Below are 17105 nucleotides of genomic sequence, written 5' to 3'. Positions count from 1 at the left end.
GTTAATGCCGACCTTAGGGACTCCGTTGGCTCCGGATCTGATCACCCCAGGGAGCTGCTGGCAACTGCTCAAGGGCCTCAACGGGTACTCCCGAGCCGCTGGTGAAAGCCTTGCAACCCAGGCAGCGGCGGGCCGGAGATTCCGCGTGATCAGCTCTGTGAACAAGCCGGGCGGCACCCGCATTCGGGTGCAATTGCTCGAGGACGGCTACCGCTGCTGGCTGAATGTGGCCGATCTCGCAGGGCAAGCACGCTCAACGACATCCCCCAGGCCCCGACTGTTGACGAGTGACGCGATCGCGGCGCGGATACCTGCGGTCCTCGCATGGCTCAAGGTTGCTGCTGCTCGCCCGAATGTGTACCTCTGGGGCGGAACGCTGGGCCCTGATCTCGACTGCTCGGGGTTGGTGCAGTGTGCCTTCGCCAGTGCCGGCATCTGGCTCCCCAGAGACGCTTACCAGCAGGAACGCTTCTGCGAACCCGTCGCGGTTCGGCCCGGCAATGACCAACTACTGCGACCTGGTGATCTGATTTTTTTCGGCCGACCACAACGCTGTACGCACGTAGCCATCCACCTCGAGCGCGGCCGCTACCTGCACAGCTCAGGACGGGAGCATGGACGCAATGGCATCGGCATCGACAGCCTCCATCCCAATGACCGACACCCTGTTGCCAGTCATTACAGAGCCGAACTGCGTGGGGCTGGTCGGATCATGCGATGTCACGACGGCACCCGCCTGCCCTGAGCAAAAGGGATCCAAGCGCCGATTAAGTTGCTGCCACACGAGATTGAACCCCATGGCAGGGCTTGACCTTTCGGTCGTAGTGCCCCTCTACAACGAGGAGGAGAGTCTGCCGGAACTGGTCGAGCAGCTCCTCACAGCGCTGCGTCCGACCGGAGAGCACTTTGAACTGGTGTTGGTCAACGATGGGTCAACCGATGCAACGGCTGCTGTTCTCGAACAGATCGGCGCAGACGTGCCGGAGCTCGTAGGAGTGCTCCTGCGCAAGAACTACGGCCAGACAGCTGCAATGGCAGCGGGCTTCGACGTCGCGCAAGGCAAGGTCATCGTGAGTTTGGATGGCGACCTTCAGAACGATCCTGCCGATATCCCCCGACTGCTGGCCAAGCAACGCGAGGGCTATGACCTGGTGAGTGGCTGGCGCCACGATCGTCAGGACGCCGAGCTGCAACGCAAGCTTCCCTCCAGAATCGCCAATCGGATCATCGGGCGCGTCACGGGTGTGCGCCTGCATGACTATGGCTGTTCACTGAAGGCCTACGACCGCGATGTGCTCGCCGACATGCGTCTCTACGGAGAGCTTCACCGGTTCCTGCCGGCGCTGGCCTTCATCGAGGGGGCACGCATCACAGAAGTGAAGGTGAATCACCGAGCCCGCCAGTACGGCACAAGCAAGTACGGCATTGACCGCACCTTCCGGGTGCTCATGGACCTGCTCACGGTGTGGTTCATGAAGCGGTTTCTGACGCGCCCGATGTACGTCTTCGGATTTGGGGGTCTGATTGCGATTCTCCTGAGCCTGATTGCAAGCTCCTATCTCCTGGTGATCAAGCTGATGGGCGATGACATCGGCACCCGGCCACTGCTGATCCTTGCGGTGGTGCTTGGGTTGGCCGGCATTCAACTGTTCTGCTTCGGGCTGCTGGCGGAACTGCTGATCCGCACTTATCACGAAAGCCAGGGGCGTCCGATCTACCGCATTCGGGCGACGTTGCGAGGTGGCCGGGCCGACTGAGAAAGACTGGGACGGGTTGCACCACGCTGCCGCTCGATACCGGCGGCGGCGGCCAGCACAACGCGACGATCCGAATCACGCAGGCCCCGGCGGAGCACAGGCAGCACCGAGCGATGCCCCCAGAGTCCTGCACGCTCGACGGCCGCAAGACGCTGCTCCGGTCCGCCCTGATCCATGGCCTGACGAAGCTCCTTTGCCAGAGCCAGTCGCGCCGCGGTCCCCACAGGCAGGGCAAAGACCTGGGCGGCAGAAACCTCCGACGCTTCAGCGGCGGTTGAGGACTCGGGCAATGCGGAGGCGTCGCTTCGAACGAGGCCGAGCTGGGCCCGGTTGATCGCTGCCACCGAGCCCGCATCGGTGCTGCGCAGGAGAGTCTTGCTTGGACGACGTCCAAGCAACCAGAGCACAACCACCAGCACGAACGCTGCACCACCGGCAAGAAGCTGAGTCATGGAGCTTGCGCGACTGACGCCGCAGGGATTGAACTTTTATGTCGCCGTTGCCGTCGGCGCGAGACCGACAGAAAGGCACTCACTACAGTACTGGCGGACCTTTTGGCCGCTGCCATGACCGGAGAATTTGTCGCTGCCTGGATGCCCTCAGTGTTTGTTCCCCTCGTGGGGATCATGGGCCCAGCTGTGGCCATGGCTCTGCTGTTCAACGTGATCGAAGCCACTGATTGATTGGCCGCGTGCCCTTCAGACCGCTTCAGCGCTCCGCACCTCAATCGCTATTAAATCCATGACCGTGACCCCCGTGGCCGACCCCACAGTCGGCAACCTGGCCACCCCGGTGAACAGCAGCTATTTCGCCAAGGCCTTCCTCAACGCTCTTCCTGCTTACAGACCTGCCCTCTCACCCAACCGTCGCGGCTTGGAAGTGGGCATGGCCCACGGCTTCTTTCTGTATGGCCCGTTCACGATCTGCGGCCCCCTGCGACTCACCGAATACTCCACAACCGCTGGATTGCTGGCCACCATTGGTCTGGTGTCCATCCTGACGGTGTGCCTCTCCATCTATGGAACCGCAGGCAATGGCCCCAACGTGCAGCCTGCTGATGCCACGATCGACAATCCTCCCGCCGACCTGTTCACCAAAGCTGGTTGGGCTGAGTTTGCCAGTGGCTTCTGGCTCGGAGGCTGTGGTGGCGCTGCGTTCGCCTGGTTCCTCACCGGCACAGCCCTCGTCGCCCCTCTCGTGAACATCGCTGGCGGAGTCTGGAGCGTGAACTGACCCGGTTTAACCGGAGCTCCCTTCAGAAACCACAAGGCCCCGAATGTTCCTGAATGGCGCATTCGGGGCTTTCTGCTGTCAGGATCTTGGCGCTACTGAGCCACTGCCGCCTTGCGGTCCATCTCCCAGCCGTTCCTGCGGCGGCCTGTGTTTACCATCGTCTGCAGCTTGCTTGTGCTGCTGGCGGGCTCTGTGGCACTGGTGGGCCTCGGCCTTGAAGACTTACCCCAACTGGCACCAACGCGTGTGAGAGTGAGCGCCTCCTTCCCGGCTGCAAGTCCGGAGGTGGTGGAGCAAAGCGTCACGGCCGTTCTTGAAAAACAGCTCAATGGGCTGGAAGGACTCGAAAGCATGACGTCCAGCAGTCGTCAGGGCGGCGCCAGCCTCAGCCTGCGCTTCGAATCAGGCGATCCCGAACTGAATGCGATCAAGGTTCAGAACGAGGTGAACCTGGCCAGCCGTCGGCTTCCCCAGGCCGTGACTCGCCAGGGCCTGAACGTGAACCGTTCCACCGATGACCTGCTGCTGATCCTGGGGTTCAGCGCACCACCGGGCCTTTACGAACCGATCTTTATCGGCGGCTGGCTGGATCAAAACCTGCGAGAAGCGCTCAGGGCAACGCCTGGCGTCGGCGACATCCGCGTGTTCGGCAGCAGCGAACTGGCCTTCCGACTCTGGCTTGATCCCAATCGTCTGGAGCAGTTCAACCTCTCCACCAGCGACATCACCGCAGCGCTGGCCGAGCAAAATGTTCTTGCTGCAGTTGGCAGCCTGGGAGAAGCCCCAGCTCCAGCCGGACAACTGTTCAGCCTGCCCATCGATGCGGAGGGACGTCTTCGCAGTCAGGCTGACTTCGAGACCATGGTGGTCAAACGCACTGAGACGGGTGGTCTCGTTCGCCTGAAGGATGTTGGACGGGTCCAACTGGGCCAGCGCAGTTACGGCAGCAGCACCCTGAACCTTGAAGGGAACAGCTCTGTCGCAGTGGGCATTTTCCAGCGGGACGGTGCCAACGCCCTTGAAGTGAGTGGCGCTGTGATGGACGCGCTCAAGGGCCTGGAGAGCAATTTTCCTCCAAGCCTGAGCATGCAGGTGATCGTGGATGTCGCCGAAACCGTGCAGGCCAACCTGGATCGCACCACCGGCACTCTCCGAGATGCGGTAGTGCTCGTACTGGTGGTGCTGGTGCTGTTCCTTGGGCGTTGGCGACTGGCACTGATCCCTGGCATCGCAGTGCCTGTCGCCCTGATCGGCAGCCTCGTGGTGGTAAGGCTGAGCGGATCGAATCTCAACAGCCTGATTCTGTTCGGACTGGTTCTCGCCACCGGAATCGTGGTCGACGACGCCATCGTGGTGAGCGAGGACATCGCAGGGCGCATCGAAGAGGGAGCTGAGCCGCAGGGTGCCGCTGAAGACGCCATGGCCGAGCTCGCTGGGGCCGTCGTGGCGACCTCCCTCGTGCTGGCCGCTGTCTTCCTGCCTGTGCTGCTCATCCCAGGATCCATCGGTCGCCTCTACCAACCGATTGCTCTGGCCATCAGCGGAGCCATCCTGTTCTCAACCTTCAACGCCCTCACCTTCACCCCCATGGCCTGTGCCCGAGTGCTCAGTTCAGGGAGCGGCCGCTTACCCGGGCCTGTGAAACGCATCAGCCAGAGGCTGCGTCATGGGATGCGTCGTCTGCAGAGCTGGTATGGCCGAGCCCTGGCGCTCTGGCTCCCTCGCGGTCGCATCGTTCTGGGCCTGATCCTCACGGGTTTGATGCTCACGGGCATCGGACTGGCCACGATTCCTACCTCCTTCATTCCCAATGAAGATCAGGGCCAAGTGCGGGGGTATTTCACCCTGCCTGAAGGCGCCAGCCTTGAGCGCACCGAAGCGGTCATGGAACGGATCCGTCAGGTGATCGCAGAGGAGCCACTGATCCGCAGTGGCAATTTCTATGCCGGCCGTTCGTTCGGTCAGAGCGGAGAAGACCGGGGAGCGTTCTACCTGCGTCTGGCCCCCCTCAAGGAACGACCGGGACGCGAGAACAGCAGCGAGGCTCTGAAGAAACGCCTGAACAAGGCCCTCAAGCAACAAATTACGGAAGCGAGGGTGATTGTCACCACACCCCCCACGGTGCGGGGATTCAGCAGCGAATCAGGTCTGCAGTTGGAACTGCTGGACCGCAGTGGTGGCCAGCTGAGTCTTCAAGAATTCGAAGCCCAGGCCCAGCGGTTCATTCGATCAGCACAGGAGTCCGGCCTCTTCCAGCGGGTGAGCACCCGGTTTGATGCCAGTTCACCGCGATGGCGTTTGGAGATCGACAGAAGCCAGATGGCAGCGCTCGACTTGCCGGTAGGCCCGACCCTTCGCGACATCGGAACGGCCATCGGCGGCCGCTACATCGATGACACGTTTGAAGGCGGGCAGATCCGCAGTATCTACGTTCAGCTCGAGGGATCCGATCGCAGCACTCCAGGGGACCTGACAAGCCTGATGGTGCGCAATCGCAGCGGTGAGTTGGTGTCGGTCGCCAACGTTGTGACGCTGAAACGGGATTCCGGGGCCAACAGCATCACCCACTACAACCAGAACCGCTCAATCAGCATCACCGCCGTGCCGACCGACGCTGTGAGCAGCGGACAGGCCATCGATTCACTCCAAGCCCTAAGCGATCGCACCGGCGGAACCAATCTGGCTCTCACCTTCACAGGACTGGCCAAAGAAGAGACCCGGGCTGAATCGGTGACCTGGGTGCTGTTTGCCCTGGGCCTCACGGTTGTGTATCTGCTGTTGGCAGGGCTTTACGAAAGTTTCCTCGACCCACTGATCATCCTGCTCACCGTGCCCATGGCCTTGCTCGGTGCCTTGATCGGCTTGAAGCTTCGGGGTCTCACGCTGGATGTCTATGCCCAGATGGGTCTGCTCGTTCTGGTGAGCTTGGCAGCAAAGAATGGCATCCTGATTGTGGAATTCGCCAATCAACGCCTCGAGCAAGGCATCCCCCTGCTTGAGGCGATTGAGGAAGCGGCCATCAATCGGATGCGACCGATCCTGCTCACAGCAGTCACGTCGCTCGCAGGCTTCCTGCCCCTGCTTCTGGCCAGCGGAAGCGGGTCAGCCAGCAGGATCAGCATCGGAACAGTGGTCTTCAGTGGATTGCTGGTGTCCACTCTGCTGTCCCTGTTCGTAATCCCGGCGATCTACCTACAGCTCAAGCGCTGGCGCGGCGTGGGCCCATCCATGCCGGAGCTGGATGGTTAACAGGGTTCAAACTGGTCGTTCAGGGCGGGACCACCTGTCGCAGGCACAGCACAGATCCCTCGTTTGTTCACAACGGCCACATCCATCACGACAGCTGGTGTGGAATTCCTGCTCACGGAGGCTCTCGCAGCAGACGCAGATTGAGTTGGGCGAGAGGCCTCTGAAGCCTGAATGCGCTCTTCGGCCTCTAATTGCGCAAGGTCGATGCGCTGACTGGGCAGGATCTGCATCGTGAGGTTGTAACCAGTCGCTGCGGCAGAAAGAAGCAACACGAGTTCGAGGCGGGGGGGCAGCGTTGGCATGGTCTTGGCCCGAGGGAAAAGCAGGGATGCCTTAGTTCAGCGTCCGAGAGCCGCAGAAACGTGACTGAGCCTCAACGAAAACATGACGCGGTGCATACCGATGCCCGAACCACTGATCCGTAAGGTGGGTCTCTTTTTAAGACTTGGGTGACGAGCGCATGGTGAGCAGTGCAACCGAACGATGCGCCTCATCGGAGCAGGCACAGTTCTTTTCCTACGGAGAAGCGGCCAATCCGATTCGCAAGGGCCTGACAGAGCTCGTGCCCTATCGAAGCTTCTCGCCTGCCTTCTTCCAGGAACCTGGCAGCGAAGTACTGCCGCTGGATCTGAGTGAATCACTGGGCTGCGCAGGTCCAGCCACTGGCCCCTCCCTCTGCGCCAACTTCATTCGCCTGGATCAAGGGGAGTTGCGAACATCCGCAGTGGCCACCAGCCAGCTGTTCTTCGTGGCCGAAGGCCAGGGTGAAACTGCTGCCTGCGGTCAACGCTTCACCTGGACCAAAGGCGACATGCTTGTGTTGCCGGCGGGCGGCGACGCCATTCACGCCAGCTCGGACAAAGCGGCCATCTACTGGGTGCACGATGCTCCACTGCTAAGGCATCTGGGAGTGGCGCCCAGCCAAGCTCGCTTCGAACCCACCTTCTACAGCCATCAGGACAGTGAGCAGAAGCTCGCGGAGATTGCTGACAGCGCCAGTGGTTCGAAGGCCAACCGCGTCAGTGTGCTCCTGGGGAACAGCGCGTTTCCCCAGTCACGCACAGTGAGCCACACCCTCTGGGCCATGCTCGGCATTCTTCCAGCGAACCAAGAGCAGATGCCCCACCGCCATCAGTCCATCGCCTTGGACTTCGCAGTGGCCTGTGAACCGGGCTGCTACACGCTGATTGGGACGGAGCTGAATGAAAAGGGGTGCATCATCAACCCGCATCGGGAAGACTGGGCGCCAGGTGCAGCGTTTGTCACACCGCCTGGCTACTGGCATTCCCATCACAACGAATCCGGTGCAGACGCTTATGTGCTGCCGATTCAGGACGCTGGCCTGCACACCTATTTGCGCACGCTCGACATCCGTTTCAGCGGCTGATCGCCATAAAAAACCCCGTCCGAATAACCGGACGGGGAAGGAAACGAGGAACGACTGCTGACTTCAAAGGCAGCTCAGTTGGATCAACCGAATTTGCCAGAGGTCGAGGCGATCAGGAATGCGGCGTACGTCAGGATGTAGCCGATCGTGAAGTGGGCGAGACCCACAACACGAGCCTGAACGATGGACAGTGCCACTGGCTTGTCGCGCCAGCCAACCAGGTTGGCCAGGGGCGTGCGCTGATGAGCCCAGACGATGGTCTCGATCAGCTCCTGCCAGTAACCACGCCAGGAGATCAGGAACATGAAACCGGTGGCCCACACCAGGTGACCGAACAGGAACATCCAGGCCCAGACGGCGAGGTTGTTGCTGCCAAACGGGTTGTAACCGTTGATCAGCTGAGAGGAATTGAGCCACAGGTAATCGCGGAACCAGCCCATCAGGTAAGTGCTGGATTCGTTGAACTGAGCCACGTTGCCCTGCCAGATGGCGAGGTGCTTCCAATGCCAGTAGAAGGTGACCCAACCCACGGTGTTCAAGGCCCAGAAGACAGCCAGATAGAAGGCGTCCCAAGCCGAGATATCGCAGGTGCCGCCACGGCCTGGGCCGTCGCAAGGGAAGGAATAGCCGAAGTCCTTCTTGTCAGGCATCAGCTTGGAACCACGGGCATCCAGTGCACCCTTGACCAGGATCAGAGTGGTGGTGTGCAGTCCCAGAGCGATGGCATGGTGAACAAGGAAGTCACCAGGGCCGATGGGCAGGAATAGATCATTGCTGCCACGTACACCGTTGATGGCATCCATCCAGCCACCCATGTAGGCAGCATTGGCATTGGCTGCGACACCGCCGGTATTGGCGAGCAGAACATCGAAGCCGTAGATCGCCTTACCGGAGGCGGCCTGAACGAACTGAGCGAAGACTGGCTCCACCAGGATCTGTTTCTCAGGAGTTCCAAAGGCCACGACCACGTCGTTGTGAACGTAGAGGCCGAGGGTGTGGAAACCGAGGAAGAGGGACACCCAGCTCAGGTGGCTGATGATCGCTTCTTTGTGCTCGAGCATCCGAGCCAGGACGTTGTCCTTGTTGGCTTCGGGGTCGTAGTCACGGATGAAGAAGATCGCACCGTGCGCAAAGGCACCGCACATCAGGAAGATGGCGATGTACTGGTGGTGGGTGTAAAGCGCAGCCTGTGTTGTGTAGTCCTTCGCGATGAAGGCATACGACGGCATCGCATACATGTGCTGGGCCACCAAGGAGGTGACAACGCCCAGGGATGCGAGGGCCAGACCGAGCTGGAAGTGCAGGCTGTTGTTGATGGTGTCGTAGAGACCCTTGTGGCCTGCGCCCAGATCTCCAGGGGTGCCCTGGGGAGGGTTATGGGCTTCGAGGATCTCGCGGATGGAGTGACCGATTCCGAAATTCGTCCGGTACATGTGGCCGGCGATCACGAAGATCACGCCGATGGCCAGATGGTGATGGGCGATATCGGTGAGCCAGAGAGCCTCAGTCTGAGGGTGGAAACCTCCCAGGAAGGTGAGGATCGCGGTGCCAGATCCTTCAGCTGTACCGAACACCTGGCCCATGGTGTCGGGATTCTGGGCATACACACCCCAGTTGCCAGTGAAGAAGGGTCCCAGACCGGCGGGGTGGGGCATCACGTTGAGGAAGTTGTCCCAACCAACGTGCTGACCACGGGACTCAGGAATCGCCACGTGAACCAGGTGACCGGTCCAGGCAATGGAACTGAAGCCGAAGAGAACTGCCAGGTGGTGGTTCAGGCGAGATTCCGCGTTTTTGAACCAAGCCAGGGACGGGCGGAACTTGGGCTGAAGGTGAAGCCAACCGGCGAACAGGGCCCAAGCCGACAGGATCATCATGAAGATGGAACCCTGATACAGCTCGGCATTGGTGGTCATGCCAATTGTGTAGAACCAGTGATACAGGCCCGAATAGGCGATGTTCACCGGGGAGGAGGCACCCGCTTGGGTGAAGGCGTCAATGGCGCCCTGCCCGAAGTGGGGATCCCAGATTGCGTGAGCGATGGGGCGCACGTGCAGAGGGTCGGCGACCCACTGCTCGAAGTTGCCCTGCCAGGCGATGTGGAACAGGTTTCCCGAAACCCAAAGGCCGATGATCGCGAGATGGCCGAAATGGGTGGAGAAGAGCTTTTGGTAAAGCTTCTCCTCCGTCATTCCGTCATGGCTCTCGAAGTCGTGAGCCGTGGCGATCCCGTACCAGATGCGGCGGGTTGTCGGGTCCTGTGCCAGACCCTGGCTGAACGAAGGAAATTTCGTTGCCATTAGAGGGAAAGGTCAGGAGAGGTCAGCCGACCACAAGGATGTGGGCGTGGAAGAAGGCCCATGTGGTCGCAATGCCGCCCAAGAGGTAATGGGCGACACCCACGGCACGGCCCTGGGTGATGGACAGCGCACGGGGCTGGATGGCCGGGGCCACCTTCAGCTTGTTGTGAGCCCAGACGATGGACTCGATCAGCTCCTGCCAGTAGCCGCGGCCGCTGAACAGGAACATCAGGCTGAAGGCCCAGACGAAGTGGGCACCGAGGAACATCAGGCCATAGGCGCTGGTGTTGGAGCCGTAGCTATTGATCACCTGAGCGGCCTGAGCCCACAGGTAGTCACGCAGCCAGCCATTAATGGTGATGGCGCTGTTGGCGAAATTGCCGTTGGTGATGTGCTGAACGGAACCGTCAGCATTCACCGTTCCCCAGACATCGCTCTGCATCTTCCAAGAGAAGTGGAAGATCACGATGGACAGGGAGTTGTACATCCAGAACAGACCCAGGAACACGTGGTCCCATGCAGACACCTGGCAGGTGCCGCCACGGCCGGGGCCGTCGCAAGGGAAACGGAAGCCAAGGTTGGCCTTGTCAGGGATGAGGCGGGAATTACGGGCGTAGAGCACACCCTTGAGCAGGATCAACACCGTCACGTGGATCGTGAAGGCGTGGATGTGGTGCACCATGAAATCGGCGGTGCCCAGGGGGATCGGCGCAGCTGCGACCTTGCCACCCACGGCAACGACGGAACCGTTGAACACCTCGCTCACACCCGCAAGGGCATTGGGAGCGGTGCTGCCAGCAGCAGCGGCATGCAGACCCTGAATCCACTGAGCGAACACAGGCTTCAGCTGAATCGCTGAGTCGCTGAACATGTCCTGGGGACGTCCCAGGGCACGCATGGTGTCGTTGTGGATGTAGAGGCCGAAGCTGTGGAAGCCAAGCCAGATGCACACCCAGTTGAGGTGGCTGATCAGGGCGTCACGAGCCTTCAGCACCCGGTCCAGCACGTTGTCGACGTGCTTGGCAGGGTCGTAATCGCGGATCATCGCGATGGCAGCGTGCGCTGCGGCACCAACGATCAGGAAGCCACCAATCCACATGTGATGGGTGAACAAGCCGATCTGCGTCGGATAGTCGATTGACATGTAGGCGTAGGGAGGCATCGCATACATGTGCTGAGCCACGATGATGCTCAGGGAGCCGAGCATGGCGAGGTTCACAGCCAGCTGGGCATGCCAGCTCGTGGTCATGAACTCGAACAGGCCGTCATGGCCCTTCGTGGCAGGGAAGAGAAGGGGATCGCCCTTCTGACCTTCGAGGATCTCCTTGATGGAGTGACCGATGCCCCAGTTCGTGCGGTACATGTGACCGGCCACGATGAAGAGCACCGCGATCGCCAGATGGTGATGAGCGATGTCGCTCATCCACATGCTGCCGGTGACAGGGTTCAGACCACCCTTGAAGGTGAGGAAATCGCTGTAGGCAGCCCAGTTACCCGAGAAGAAAGCACCGATGCCGGCACCGAATCCTGGATAGAGCTGCGCCAGCAGATCCTGATTGAAAAATTCATGCGGCAGGGGAATGTCCGCCACAGAAGCGATGGTCTTGCCGTTGAGCACCAGCGGCTGGCCGGCGTCGATGGCGTCCATCAACTTGGTGGTGGGCAGGGACACATGGAGAAGGTGACCTGTCCAGGACAGTGACCCGAGGCCGAGCAGTCCAGCAAGGTGGTGGTTGAGCATCGACTCAACATTCTGGAACCACTCCAGCTTTGGAGCTGCTTTGTGATAGTGGAAAACGCCTGCATTCAGCATCAGGCCGGCCATCACCAGGGCGCCGATGGCCAGAGACATCAGCTGTGTTTCGTTGGTGATGCCCCAGGCACGCCACACATGGAAGAGGCCTGAGGTGATCTGGATGCCCTGGAAACCGGCACCCATATCGCCATTGAGGATCTCCTGGCCGAACACCGGCCACACCACCTGAGCGCTGGGCTTCACGTGGGTGGGGTCAGCAAGCCAACCGGAGAAGTTGGAGAAGCGGGCTCCATGGAAGAAGGCACCGCTCAGCCAGATGAAGATCACGGCCAGATGGCCGAAGTGAGCACTGAAGATCTTCCGAGAGACCTCCTCAAGGTCACTCGTGTGGCTGTCGAAATCGTGAGCATTGGCGTGGAGGTTCCAAACCCATGTGGTGGTTTTGGGACCTTTCGCGAGAGCACGGTCGAAGTGTCCGGGCTTGCCGAACAGCTCAAAGGTTGCTGGATTGTCAACCTTCTCGACCTGAGTCTTCGCGGTGCTCCCACGCTCTGGTGGGCTGATGGTCATCGAGTCGTTCCTCGAGGGACGGGATCGAGGTGGTGGGCCACCCCTCCGGTGAACAAATGTTCACCGGGGCCCCGGACGCAGCTCCGCAGAGCGTCACCGCGACCGGGCGCCAATGGCACCAGGAGCGCAAACCCCTGGCCACCACTGGAGCGCTGGGCCCCAAAGAGGGGACCGCTGGCGGAAGCATAGGGGCGCAGATGCACAGAAGTCCCCATGGAGTTACAAAGGTTCAATCCGGCCGCGCGCCTGTCTGGGCCTGGCATCTTTGCGCAGCTCGCTATCAACAAAAAGATCCAAATCACACAAGAAACTATTTACGCAAGGCCCAATGCAGGCCACTAAGTGATACAAACAACCCCAAATCTCCTTGGCTCCGGCATGGGCATTCAGAATGAACTGAACTCGAATTTGTCCCCATGACGGCTTCGGGCCGCTTTCAATCCCGCCTCCGCTGGATCACTGCCCTTCTGTGCGTTGTGTTGCTGGTCACGAGCGCAGAGCCGGCCTCAGCCTGGGGATGGGGACGGATGGGGTCCATGGACACTGGGTCCACGACGGATCCCATGAATCCCACTGCCCCAACCGGGCGCCTGCAGGAAGTGGCTCCTCCGGGCGCAGTTCAGCAGCTGCAGACAGCCCTCTCTGGCCATCACCCTCAGTTGAAGCTGATCAGCCCTGCCGACGGCACGGTGCTCCAGTCGGGCCAAAACACCCTGGTGCTCGAAGTCAGTGACTGGCCCCTGGCTGAAGATCCCGAACTCGGTCTGGGAGCCCATGTCGCCCTCCAGATCGATGATCAGTCTCCGCTTCGATTCAGCGAGGCTGACGGCGGGCGCCTGCGGATCCAACTTCCATCGCTCACGCCGGGAAGCCATCGTTTCTCGGCCTATGCAGCCATGCCCTGGGGCGAAGCGGTGAAATCCCCTGGAGCCAGCCTGCAATGGCGTTTTGATCAGCTTCAGGGCCTTGCAGGCACTCAGCCAGCGCCGGACTCTCCCTGGCTTGCCATGATCAGCCCGGCGGACCTTGGCAGCGACGAGCCACTTCTTCTCGACTGGCTGATCTGGAACGCACCGCTGCAGAACCTGCGCGAAGGAGACGGTCGCTGGAGGCTGCGGATCTCCGTCAACGGAGACAGTTTCTTGGTGGGCCGACAGGAGTCTCTCTGGATCAAGGGAAGCGGCAATGGTTCTGGGCGCGTTCAGATGGAGTTGCTGGATGGCGTGGGTGAACCGATGAGCCCTGTCTTCAACAACCAACTTCGGGCGATTCCCCATCAGCCGGGATCCCGCCCCGTCTGGATGCAATCCCGGCTCAGCGACGAGCAGATCGCCCGCCTACTGGGAGACATTTTCATGAAGGAAGAATCGCCCACCCCTGAGCAGGCAGAGCAACCGGTGCTCTCTGATGACCCAGAACCGAAACCCGCAACAGAACCGCAGGTTGTTAAGGAACCAGTTGTTCAGGAGCCAGTCGCGCTCGAGCCCATGGTCGAGCCCATTAAGGAAGACCCCCTCCCGGAAGCCATCGCTGCAGAGAATCCAACCTCAGAAGAGGCACCCCCCGAGAAAGCACCCCCCGAGGACGTACCCCCCAGTGCCCAAAGCGCCCCTGAGCCACCGCCGCAACAGCAAACACCGCAGGCAGCACCATCCAGCAGCCTGGGAGGATCAGCAAGGGAGCTGTTGAACGCTGATGGCACCCAGCGCTGACCATCCGAGGCTGCAGTTCTGAACGACACGTCTTCCCCATCACGCTCTGGTGCTGCATCGCTGGCCATCGGACTCTCAAGGAGCGCATGGCCGCTGCTTCAGCGCCTGTCACACCAAGGCCTTAGCGAACGCATTGCGCTGTCCCCGGGTGCCGCAGCATCCCTCGATCCCTGCCCAGATTCGGTTCTGGTGGCAACAGCCAGTGACCTCTTGCAGACGCACTGGATCGAGGGCGGTCGCCTGATTGTGGTCGGAGCTCTGGGAGCCGTCACCCGACTGATTGCACCTTTTCTCAAAGACAAGGAGAGCGATCCAGCCGTTCTGGTGCTCGATGCCCAGGGTCTGCAGGTAGTCCCTCTGTTGGGAGGGCATCGAGCCGGAGGAGAACAACTGGCCAGGGAACTCGCAGCAGCGCTGGGAGGCACCGCTGTGATCACCGGTGATGCAGCCACTCAGGGGCGGCTTCCGCTCGACTCCTTCGGAGAGATCTGGGGGTTTCGGCGCAGTGGCGATGCCGATGCCTGGCGCCGGTTGATGATCCACCAGGCCCAGGGACGTCCGATTGCGGTGAGGCAGCACAGCGGCAGCGGACACTGGCGTGCTTGTGCCTCAGCCAGCACCTTGGCGTTCACCTCAGGTCCTGATGGCACCTCCGAGCTGGCGATTGGTCCTGGAATTGAAGCCGCACCCTGTCGCTGGCATCCGGCCACCTTGTGGCTGGGCCTCGGCTGCGAACGCAACACGAGCCATCGCCTGATCGAACGAGCCGTTCATCAAGCACTGGAGAACGCAGGGCTGGCCGCCGAGGCTGTTGCTGGCTTCGGGAGCATTGACGCCAAGGGCGATGAGCCGGCTTTGCTCGCCCTGGCAAAGGAACGCGACTGGAGATTCCGGCTGTTCAGCGCATCAGCCCTCGCGGCAATGCCGGTGCCTACACCTTCGGCCGTGGTTGAAGCGGAGATGGGCACAGCATCCGTTGCGGAAGCTGCGGCTCTGCTGGCCGCTGGTGAGGATGCCCGGCTCTTGCAGACCAAACGCATCCTCCATGCCGGGCCAGAGGAACAGGGCGCTGTCACCGTGGCGATCGCCGAAGCAGCGCTGCCCTTTGCACCGCAACGGGGAGAACTGCATCTCATCGGAAGCGGCCCGGGGGATCTCAGCCTGCTCACCCCCGATGCCCGCCGCGCGTTGAGCCGCTGCGGGGTCTGGGTGGGATACGGGCTTTACTTGGATCTCCTCGAACCGCTTCGCCGCCAGGATCAGGTCCGCCTGGACGGTCAACTCACCCGCGAACGGGACCGTTGCCAGCAGGCTCTGTCCCTTGCTCAGCAGGGGGCCAAAGTGGCACTGGTGTCGTCTGGCGACAGCGGCATTTATGGCATGGCCGGGCTGGCCCTTGAGCTCTGGATGGAGCTGGTTGATGGCTCTCGGCCCTTATTCGAGGTGCATCCGGGCCTCTCCGCCCTTCAACTGGCGGCTGCCCGGGCGGGAGCGCCACTGATGCATGACTTCTGCACCATCAGCCTCAGCGATCGGCTCACGCCCTGGCCTGTGATTGAACAACGGCTGCACTCCGCCGCCGCCGGTGACTTCGTAGTGGCTCTCTATAACCCTCGATCGAAAGGCCGCGACTGGCAGCTGCAACGGGCCCAAGAGATTCTTCTTGGCCATCGTCCCGATCACACCCCGGTGGTGATGGCCCGTCAGCTGGGCCGCGCGGAAGAGCAGGTGACCCTGCATTGCCTCAATGCTCTGCCCATCAACAGCGTGGACATGCTCACGGTGCTGGTGATCGGCAACAGCAGCAGCACCATAGAGGGCGGGCGCATGGTGACACCGAGGGGGTACCCGGGAGCCGAACTCAGCTGATGGAATCGCGTGCAGTCGGGATGACAGGATTCGAACCTGCGGCCCCTTCGTCCCGAACGAAGTGCGCTACCAAGCTGCGCTACATCCCGATGGATCGACTGTAGAAGATGACCTCCGCCTTGAAACCCGAGTGGTTGCGCGTGAAAGCGCCGCAGCGGGAGCGCATCGGTGCCGTTGCCGATCTTCTGCTCGACCTGAAGTTGAACACGGTCTGCCAGGAGGCCAGCTGCCCCAACATCGGTGAGTGCTTCGCCGGCGGCACCGCCACCTTTCTGATCATGGGGCCGGGCTGCACCCGCGCCTGCCCTTACTGCGACATCGACTTCGACAAGAGCGTCCGTGCGCTCGACCCCACCGAACCAGAACGACTCGGTGAAGCGGTGGCTCGCTTGGGCCTCAAGCATGTGGTGATCACCTCGGTGAACCGCGACGACCTGCCGGATGGGGGAGCCTCCCAATTCGTGGCCTGCATCGAGCAGGTGAAGCAACGCTCACCGCTCACCACGATCGAGCTGCTGATTCCCGACTTCTGCGGCAACTGGGATGCCCTGGCCACGGTGATGGCCGCCGCCCCCCATGTGCTCAACCACAACATCGAAACGGTGCCGCGGATGTACCGCCTGGCCCGTCCCCAGGGCATTTATGAACGCTCACTTGAGCTGCTGCAGCGGGTTCGAGACGACTGGCCGCGGGCTTACAGCAAGTCGGGGCTGATGGTGGGCCTTGGTGAAACCGACGATGAAGTGATCGGGGTGCTGCGCGATCTGCGCACCCACCGGGTGGACATCGTCACCATCGGCCAGTACCTCTCCCCAGGCCCCAAGCACCTGGCTGTGGATCGTTACGTGACGCCCGAGCAGTTCGACTCCTATCGCCGCATCGGCGAAGAGGAGCTGGGCTTTCTGCAGGTGGTGAGCACGCCGCTCACCCGCAGCAGTTACCACGCCGGCGAGGTGCAGCGGCTCATGGCCAGCCATCCCCGCTGACGGGGATCCACTCCTGCAGGGTCCAGGCCACCAAGCCGGCCTGAATCATCGGGTCGTGCGACACCCAGGCCAACGCCTCCTCGAAGGACTCAGCCTCAAAGATCAACAAGCCTCCGCCACCGGGGCGCCGCCGCTCATCCACAAGGAAACCACTGCGGATCCGCCGACCCGCCTGGGTTTCTCTTGCCACCCAGGCACGGTGAGCCTCCAGGTGGGGCCGCCGTCGCTCGAGCGAAAGAGCGGCCGTTTCCGCCGTGAAGGTTTCGTGTTTGACAAACCAAGGCAT

Annotated in this window: 15 protein-coding genes and 1 tRNA gene; 9 read left to right on the top strand and 7 right to left on the bottom strand. The window is 61.5% G+C overall.

Going from position 1 to position 17105, the window contains the following annotated elements; all coding sequences use genetic code 11:
- Window positions 1–4: 4 nt before the first annotated feature.
- Window positions 5–745, top strand: a complete 741-nt coding sequence (locus SynMEDNS5_RS01950) for a C40 family peptidase (protein ID WP_186584066.1) — start codon at window positions 5–7, stop codon at window positions 743–745.
- Window positions 746–797: 52 nt separating this feature from the next.
- Entirely contained in the window at window positions 798–1757 is a 960-nt protein-coding gene (locus SynMEDNS5_RS01945; protein WP_186584065.1) for a glycosyltransferase family 2 protein, read from the top strand.
- Here SynMEDNS5_RS01945 and SynMEDNS5_RS01940 read toward each other — a convergent pair.
- The gene (locus SynMEDNS5_RS01940) at window positions 1715–2209 is read right to left on the bottom strand and encodes a hypothetical protein (protein WP_186584064.1); all 495 of its coding nucleotides are present in this window, start codon (window positions 2207–2209) and stop codon (window positions 1715–1717) included. The two genes, SynMEDNS5_RS01945 and SynMEDNS5_RS01940, sit on opposite strands and share 43 nt — an antisense overlap.
- 114 nt (window positions 2210–2323) lie before the next feature.
- Here SynMEDNS5_RS01940 and SynMEDNS5_RS01935 point away from each other — a divergent pair, with 114 nt between their 5' ends.
- From SynMEDNS5_RS01935 to SynMEDNS5_RS01925, 3 genes are all read left to right on the top strand, one after another.
- On the top strand, window positions 2324–2440 hold the full coding sequence (locus tag SynMEDNS5_RS01935) for a photosystem I reaction center subunit VIII (protein WP_006854791.1): 117 nt from the start codon (window positions 2324–2326) through the stop codon (window positions 2438–2440).
- A gap of 58 nt (window positions 2441–2498) precedes the next feature.
- Window positions 2499–2990 (top strand): photosystem I reaction center subunit XI, encoded by a 492-nt coding sequence (locus tag SynMEDNS5_RS01930; protein ID WP_038005163.1) that lies wholly within the window; start codon window positions 2499–2501, stop codon window positions 2988–2990.
- Window positions 2991–3101: 111 nt separating this feature from the next.
- A complete protein-coding gene (locus SynMEDNS5_RS01925; RefSeq protein WP_186584063.1) occupies window positions 3102–6239 on the top strand; it encodes an efflux RND transporter permease subunit in 3138 nt (1045 codons plus the stop codon).
- Here SynMEDNS5_RS01925 and SynMEDNS5_RS01920 read toward each other — a convergent pair.
- Entirely contained in the window at window positions 6236–6541 is a 306-nt protein-coding gene (locus tag SynMEDNS5_RS01920) for a hypothetical protein (protein ID WP_186584062.1), read from the bottom strand. The genes SynMEDNS5_RS01925 and SynMEDNS5_RS01920 overlap by 4 nt on opposite strands.
- A 158-nt stretch (window positions 6542–6699) precedes the next feature.
- Here SynMEDNS5_RS01920 and SynMEDNS5_RS01915 point away from each other — a divergent pair, with 158 nt between their 5' ends.
- Window positions 6700–7626, top strand: coding sequence for a cupin (locus SynMEDNS5_RS01915; protein WP_186584061.1), 927 nt, complete (start codon window positions 6700–6702; stop codon window positions 7624–7626).
- Between the two features lie 83 nt (window positions 7627–7709).
- Here the strand turns inward: SynMEDNS5_RS01915 and psaB are convergent, their stop codons facing one another.
- From psaB to SynMEDNS5_RS01900, 3 genes are read right to left on the bottom strand one after another with little or no spacing between them, the layout of a single operon-like run.
- Window positions 7710–9926, bottom strand: coding sequence for a photosystem I core protein PsaB (gene psaB, locus SynMEDNS5_RS01910; protein WP_186584060.1), 2217 nt, complete (start codon window positions 9924–9926; stop codon window positions 7710–7712).
- A 22-nt stretch (window positions 9927–9948) separates the two neighbouring features.
- Entirely contained in the window at window positions 9949–12252 is a 2304-nt protein-coding gene (gene psaA / locus SynMEDNS5_RS01905) for a photosystem I core protein PsaA (protein WP_186584059.1), read from the bottom strand.
- The gene (locus SynMEDNS5_RS01900) at window positions 12249–12467 is read right to left on the bottom strand and encodes a hypothetical protein (protein ID WP_186584058.1); all 219 of its coding nucleotides are present in this window, start codon (window positions 12465–12467) and stop codon (window positions 12249–12251) included. The genes psaA and SynMEDNS5_RS01900 overlap by 4 nt, the downstream gene beginning before the upstream one ends.
- Before the next feature lie 201 nt (window positions 12468–12668).
- Here SynMEDNS5_RS01900 and SynMEDNS5_RS01895 point away from each other — a divergent pair, with 201 nt between their 5' ends.
- Together SynMEDNS5_RS01895 and cobJ are read left to right on the top strand one after the other, a co-directional pair.
- The gene (locus SynMEDNS5_RS01895) at window positions 12669–13964 is read left to right on the top strand and encodes a hypothetical protein (RefSeq protein ID WP_186584057.1); all 1296 of its coding nucleotides are present in this window, start codon (window positions 12669–12671) and stop codon (window positions 13962–13964) included.
- 189 nt (window positions 13965–14153) lie between these two features.
- Window positions 14154–15833, top strand: coding sequence for a precorrin-3B C(17)-methyltransferase (gene cobJ / locus SynMEDNS5_RS01890; protein ID WP_186584056.1), 1680 nt, complete (start codon window positions 14154–14156; stop codon window positions 15831–15833).
- Between the two features lie 15 nt (window positions 15834–15848).
- Here the strand turns inward: cobJ and SynMEDNS5_RS01885 are convergent.
- Window positions 15849–15922 (bottom strand) — tRNA-Pro (locus SynMEDNS5_RS01885).
- An 18-nt stretch (window positions 15923–15940) separates the two neighbouring features.
- Here SynMEDNS5_RS01885 and lipA point away from each other — a divergent pair.
- Window positions 15941–16819: a lipoyl synthase gene (gene lipA / locus SynMEDNS5_RS01880; RefSeq protein WP_186584055.1), complete on the top strand. Its 879-nt coding sequence runs from the start codon at window positions 15941–15943 to the stop codon at window positions 16817–16819.
- Here the strand turns inward: lipA and SynMEDNS5_RS01875 are convergent.
- The gene (locus SynMEDNS5_RS01875) at window positions 16797–17105 is read right to left on the bottom strand and encodes a YciI family protein (RefSeq protein ID WP_186584054.1); all 309 of its coding nucleotides are present in this window, start codon (window positions 17103–17105) and stop codon (window positions 16797–16799) included. The two genes, lipA and SynMEDNS5_RS01875, sit on opposite strands and share 23 nt — an antisense overlap.

The organism is Synechococcus sp. MEDNS5, from assembly GCF_014279875.1.
Lineage (GTDB): Bacteria > Cyanobacteriota > Cyanobacteriia > PCC-6307 > Cyanobiaceae > Synechococcus_C.
Note: the sequence above shows the minus strand (reverse complement) of the source record. Positions and strands in the feature narration are given on the sequence as shown.

Bases quoted from the DNA above. Each gene is read 5' to 3' on its own strand.
- psaB (WP_186584060.1), bottom strand. From the start codon at position 9,926: ATGGCAACGAAATTTCCTTCGTTCAGCCAGGGTCTGGCACAGGACCCG.
- psaA (WP_186584059.1), bottom strand. From the start codon at position 12,252: ATGACCATCAGCCCACCAGAGCGTGGGAGCACCGCGAAGACTCAGGTC.
- SynMEDNS5_RS01945 (WP_186584065.1), top strand. From the start codon at position 798: ATGGCAGGGCTTGACCTTTCGGTCGTAGTGCCCCTCTACAACGAGGAG.
- SynMEDNS5_RS01915 (WP_186584061.1), top strand. From the start codon at position 6,700: ATGGTGAGCAGTGCAACCGAACGATGCGCCTCATCGGAGCAGGCACAG.
- SynMEDNS5_RS01950 (WP_186584066.1), top strand. From the start codon at position 5: ATGCCGACCTTAGGGACTCCGTTGGCTCCGGATCTGATCACCCCAGGG.
- SynMEDNS5_RS01900 (WP_186584058.1), bottom strand. From the start codon at position 12,467: ATGGGGACTTCTGTGCATCTGCGCCCCTATGCTTCCGCCAGCGGTCCC.
- SynMEDNS5_RS01875 (WP_186584054.1), bottom strand. From the start codon at position 17,105: ATGCCTTGGTTTGTCAAACACGAAACCTTCACGGCGGAAACGGCCGCT.
- SynMEDNS5_RS01940 (WP_186584064.1), bottom strand. From the start codon at position 2,209: ATGACTCAGCTTCTTGCCGGTGGTGCAGCGTTCGTGCTGGTGGTTGTG.
- SynMEDNS5_RS01920 (WP_186584062.1), bottom strand. From the start codon at position 6,541: ATGCCAACGCTGCCCCCCCGCCTCGAACTCGTGTTGCTTCTTTCTGCC.
- SynMEDNS5_RS01930 (WP_038005163.1), top strand. From the start codon at position 2,499: ATGACCGTGACCCCCGTGGCCGACCCCACAGTCGGCAACCTGGCCACC.
- SynMEDNS5_RS01895 (WP_186584057.1), top strand. From the start codon at position 12,669: ATGACGGCTTCGGGCCGCTTTCAATCCCGCCTCCGCTGGATCACTGCC.
- lipA (WP_186584055.1), top strand. From the start codon at position 15,941: ATGACCTCCGCCTTGAAACCCGAGTGGTTGCGCGTGAAAGCGCCGCAG.
- SynMEDNS5_RS01935 (WP_006854791.1), top strand. From the start codon at position 2,324: ATGACCGGAGAATTTGTCGCTGCCTGGATGCCCTCAGTGTTTGTTCCC.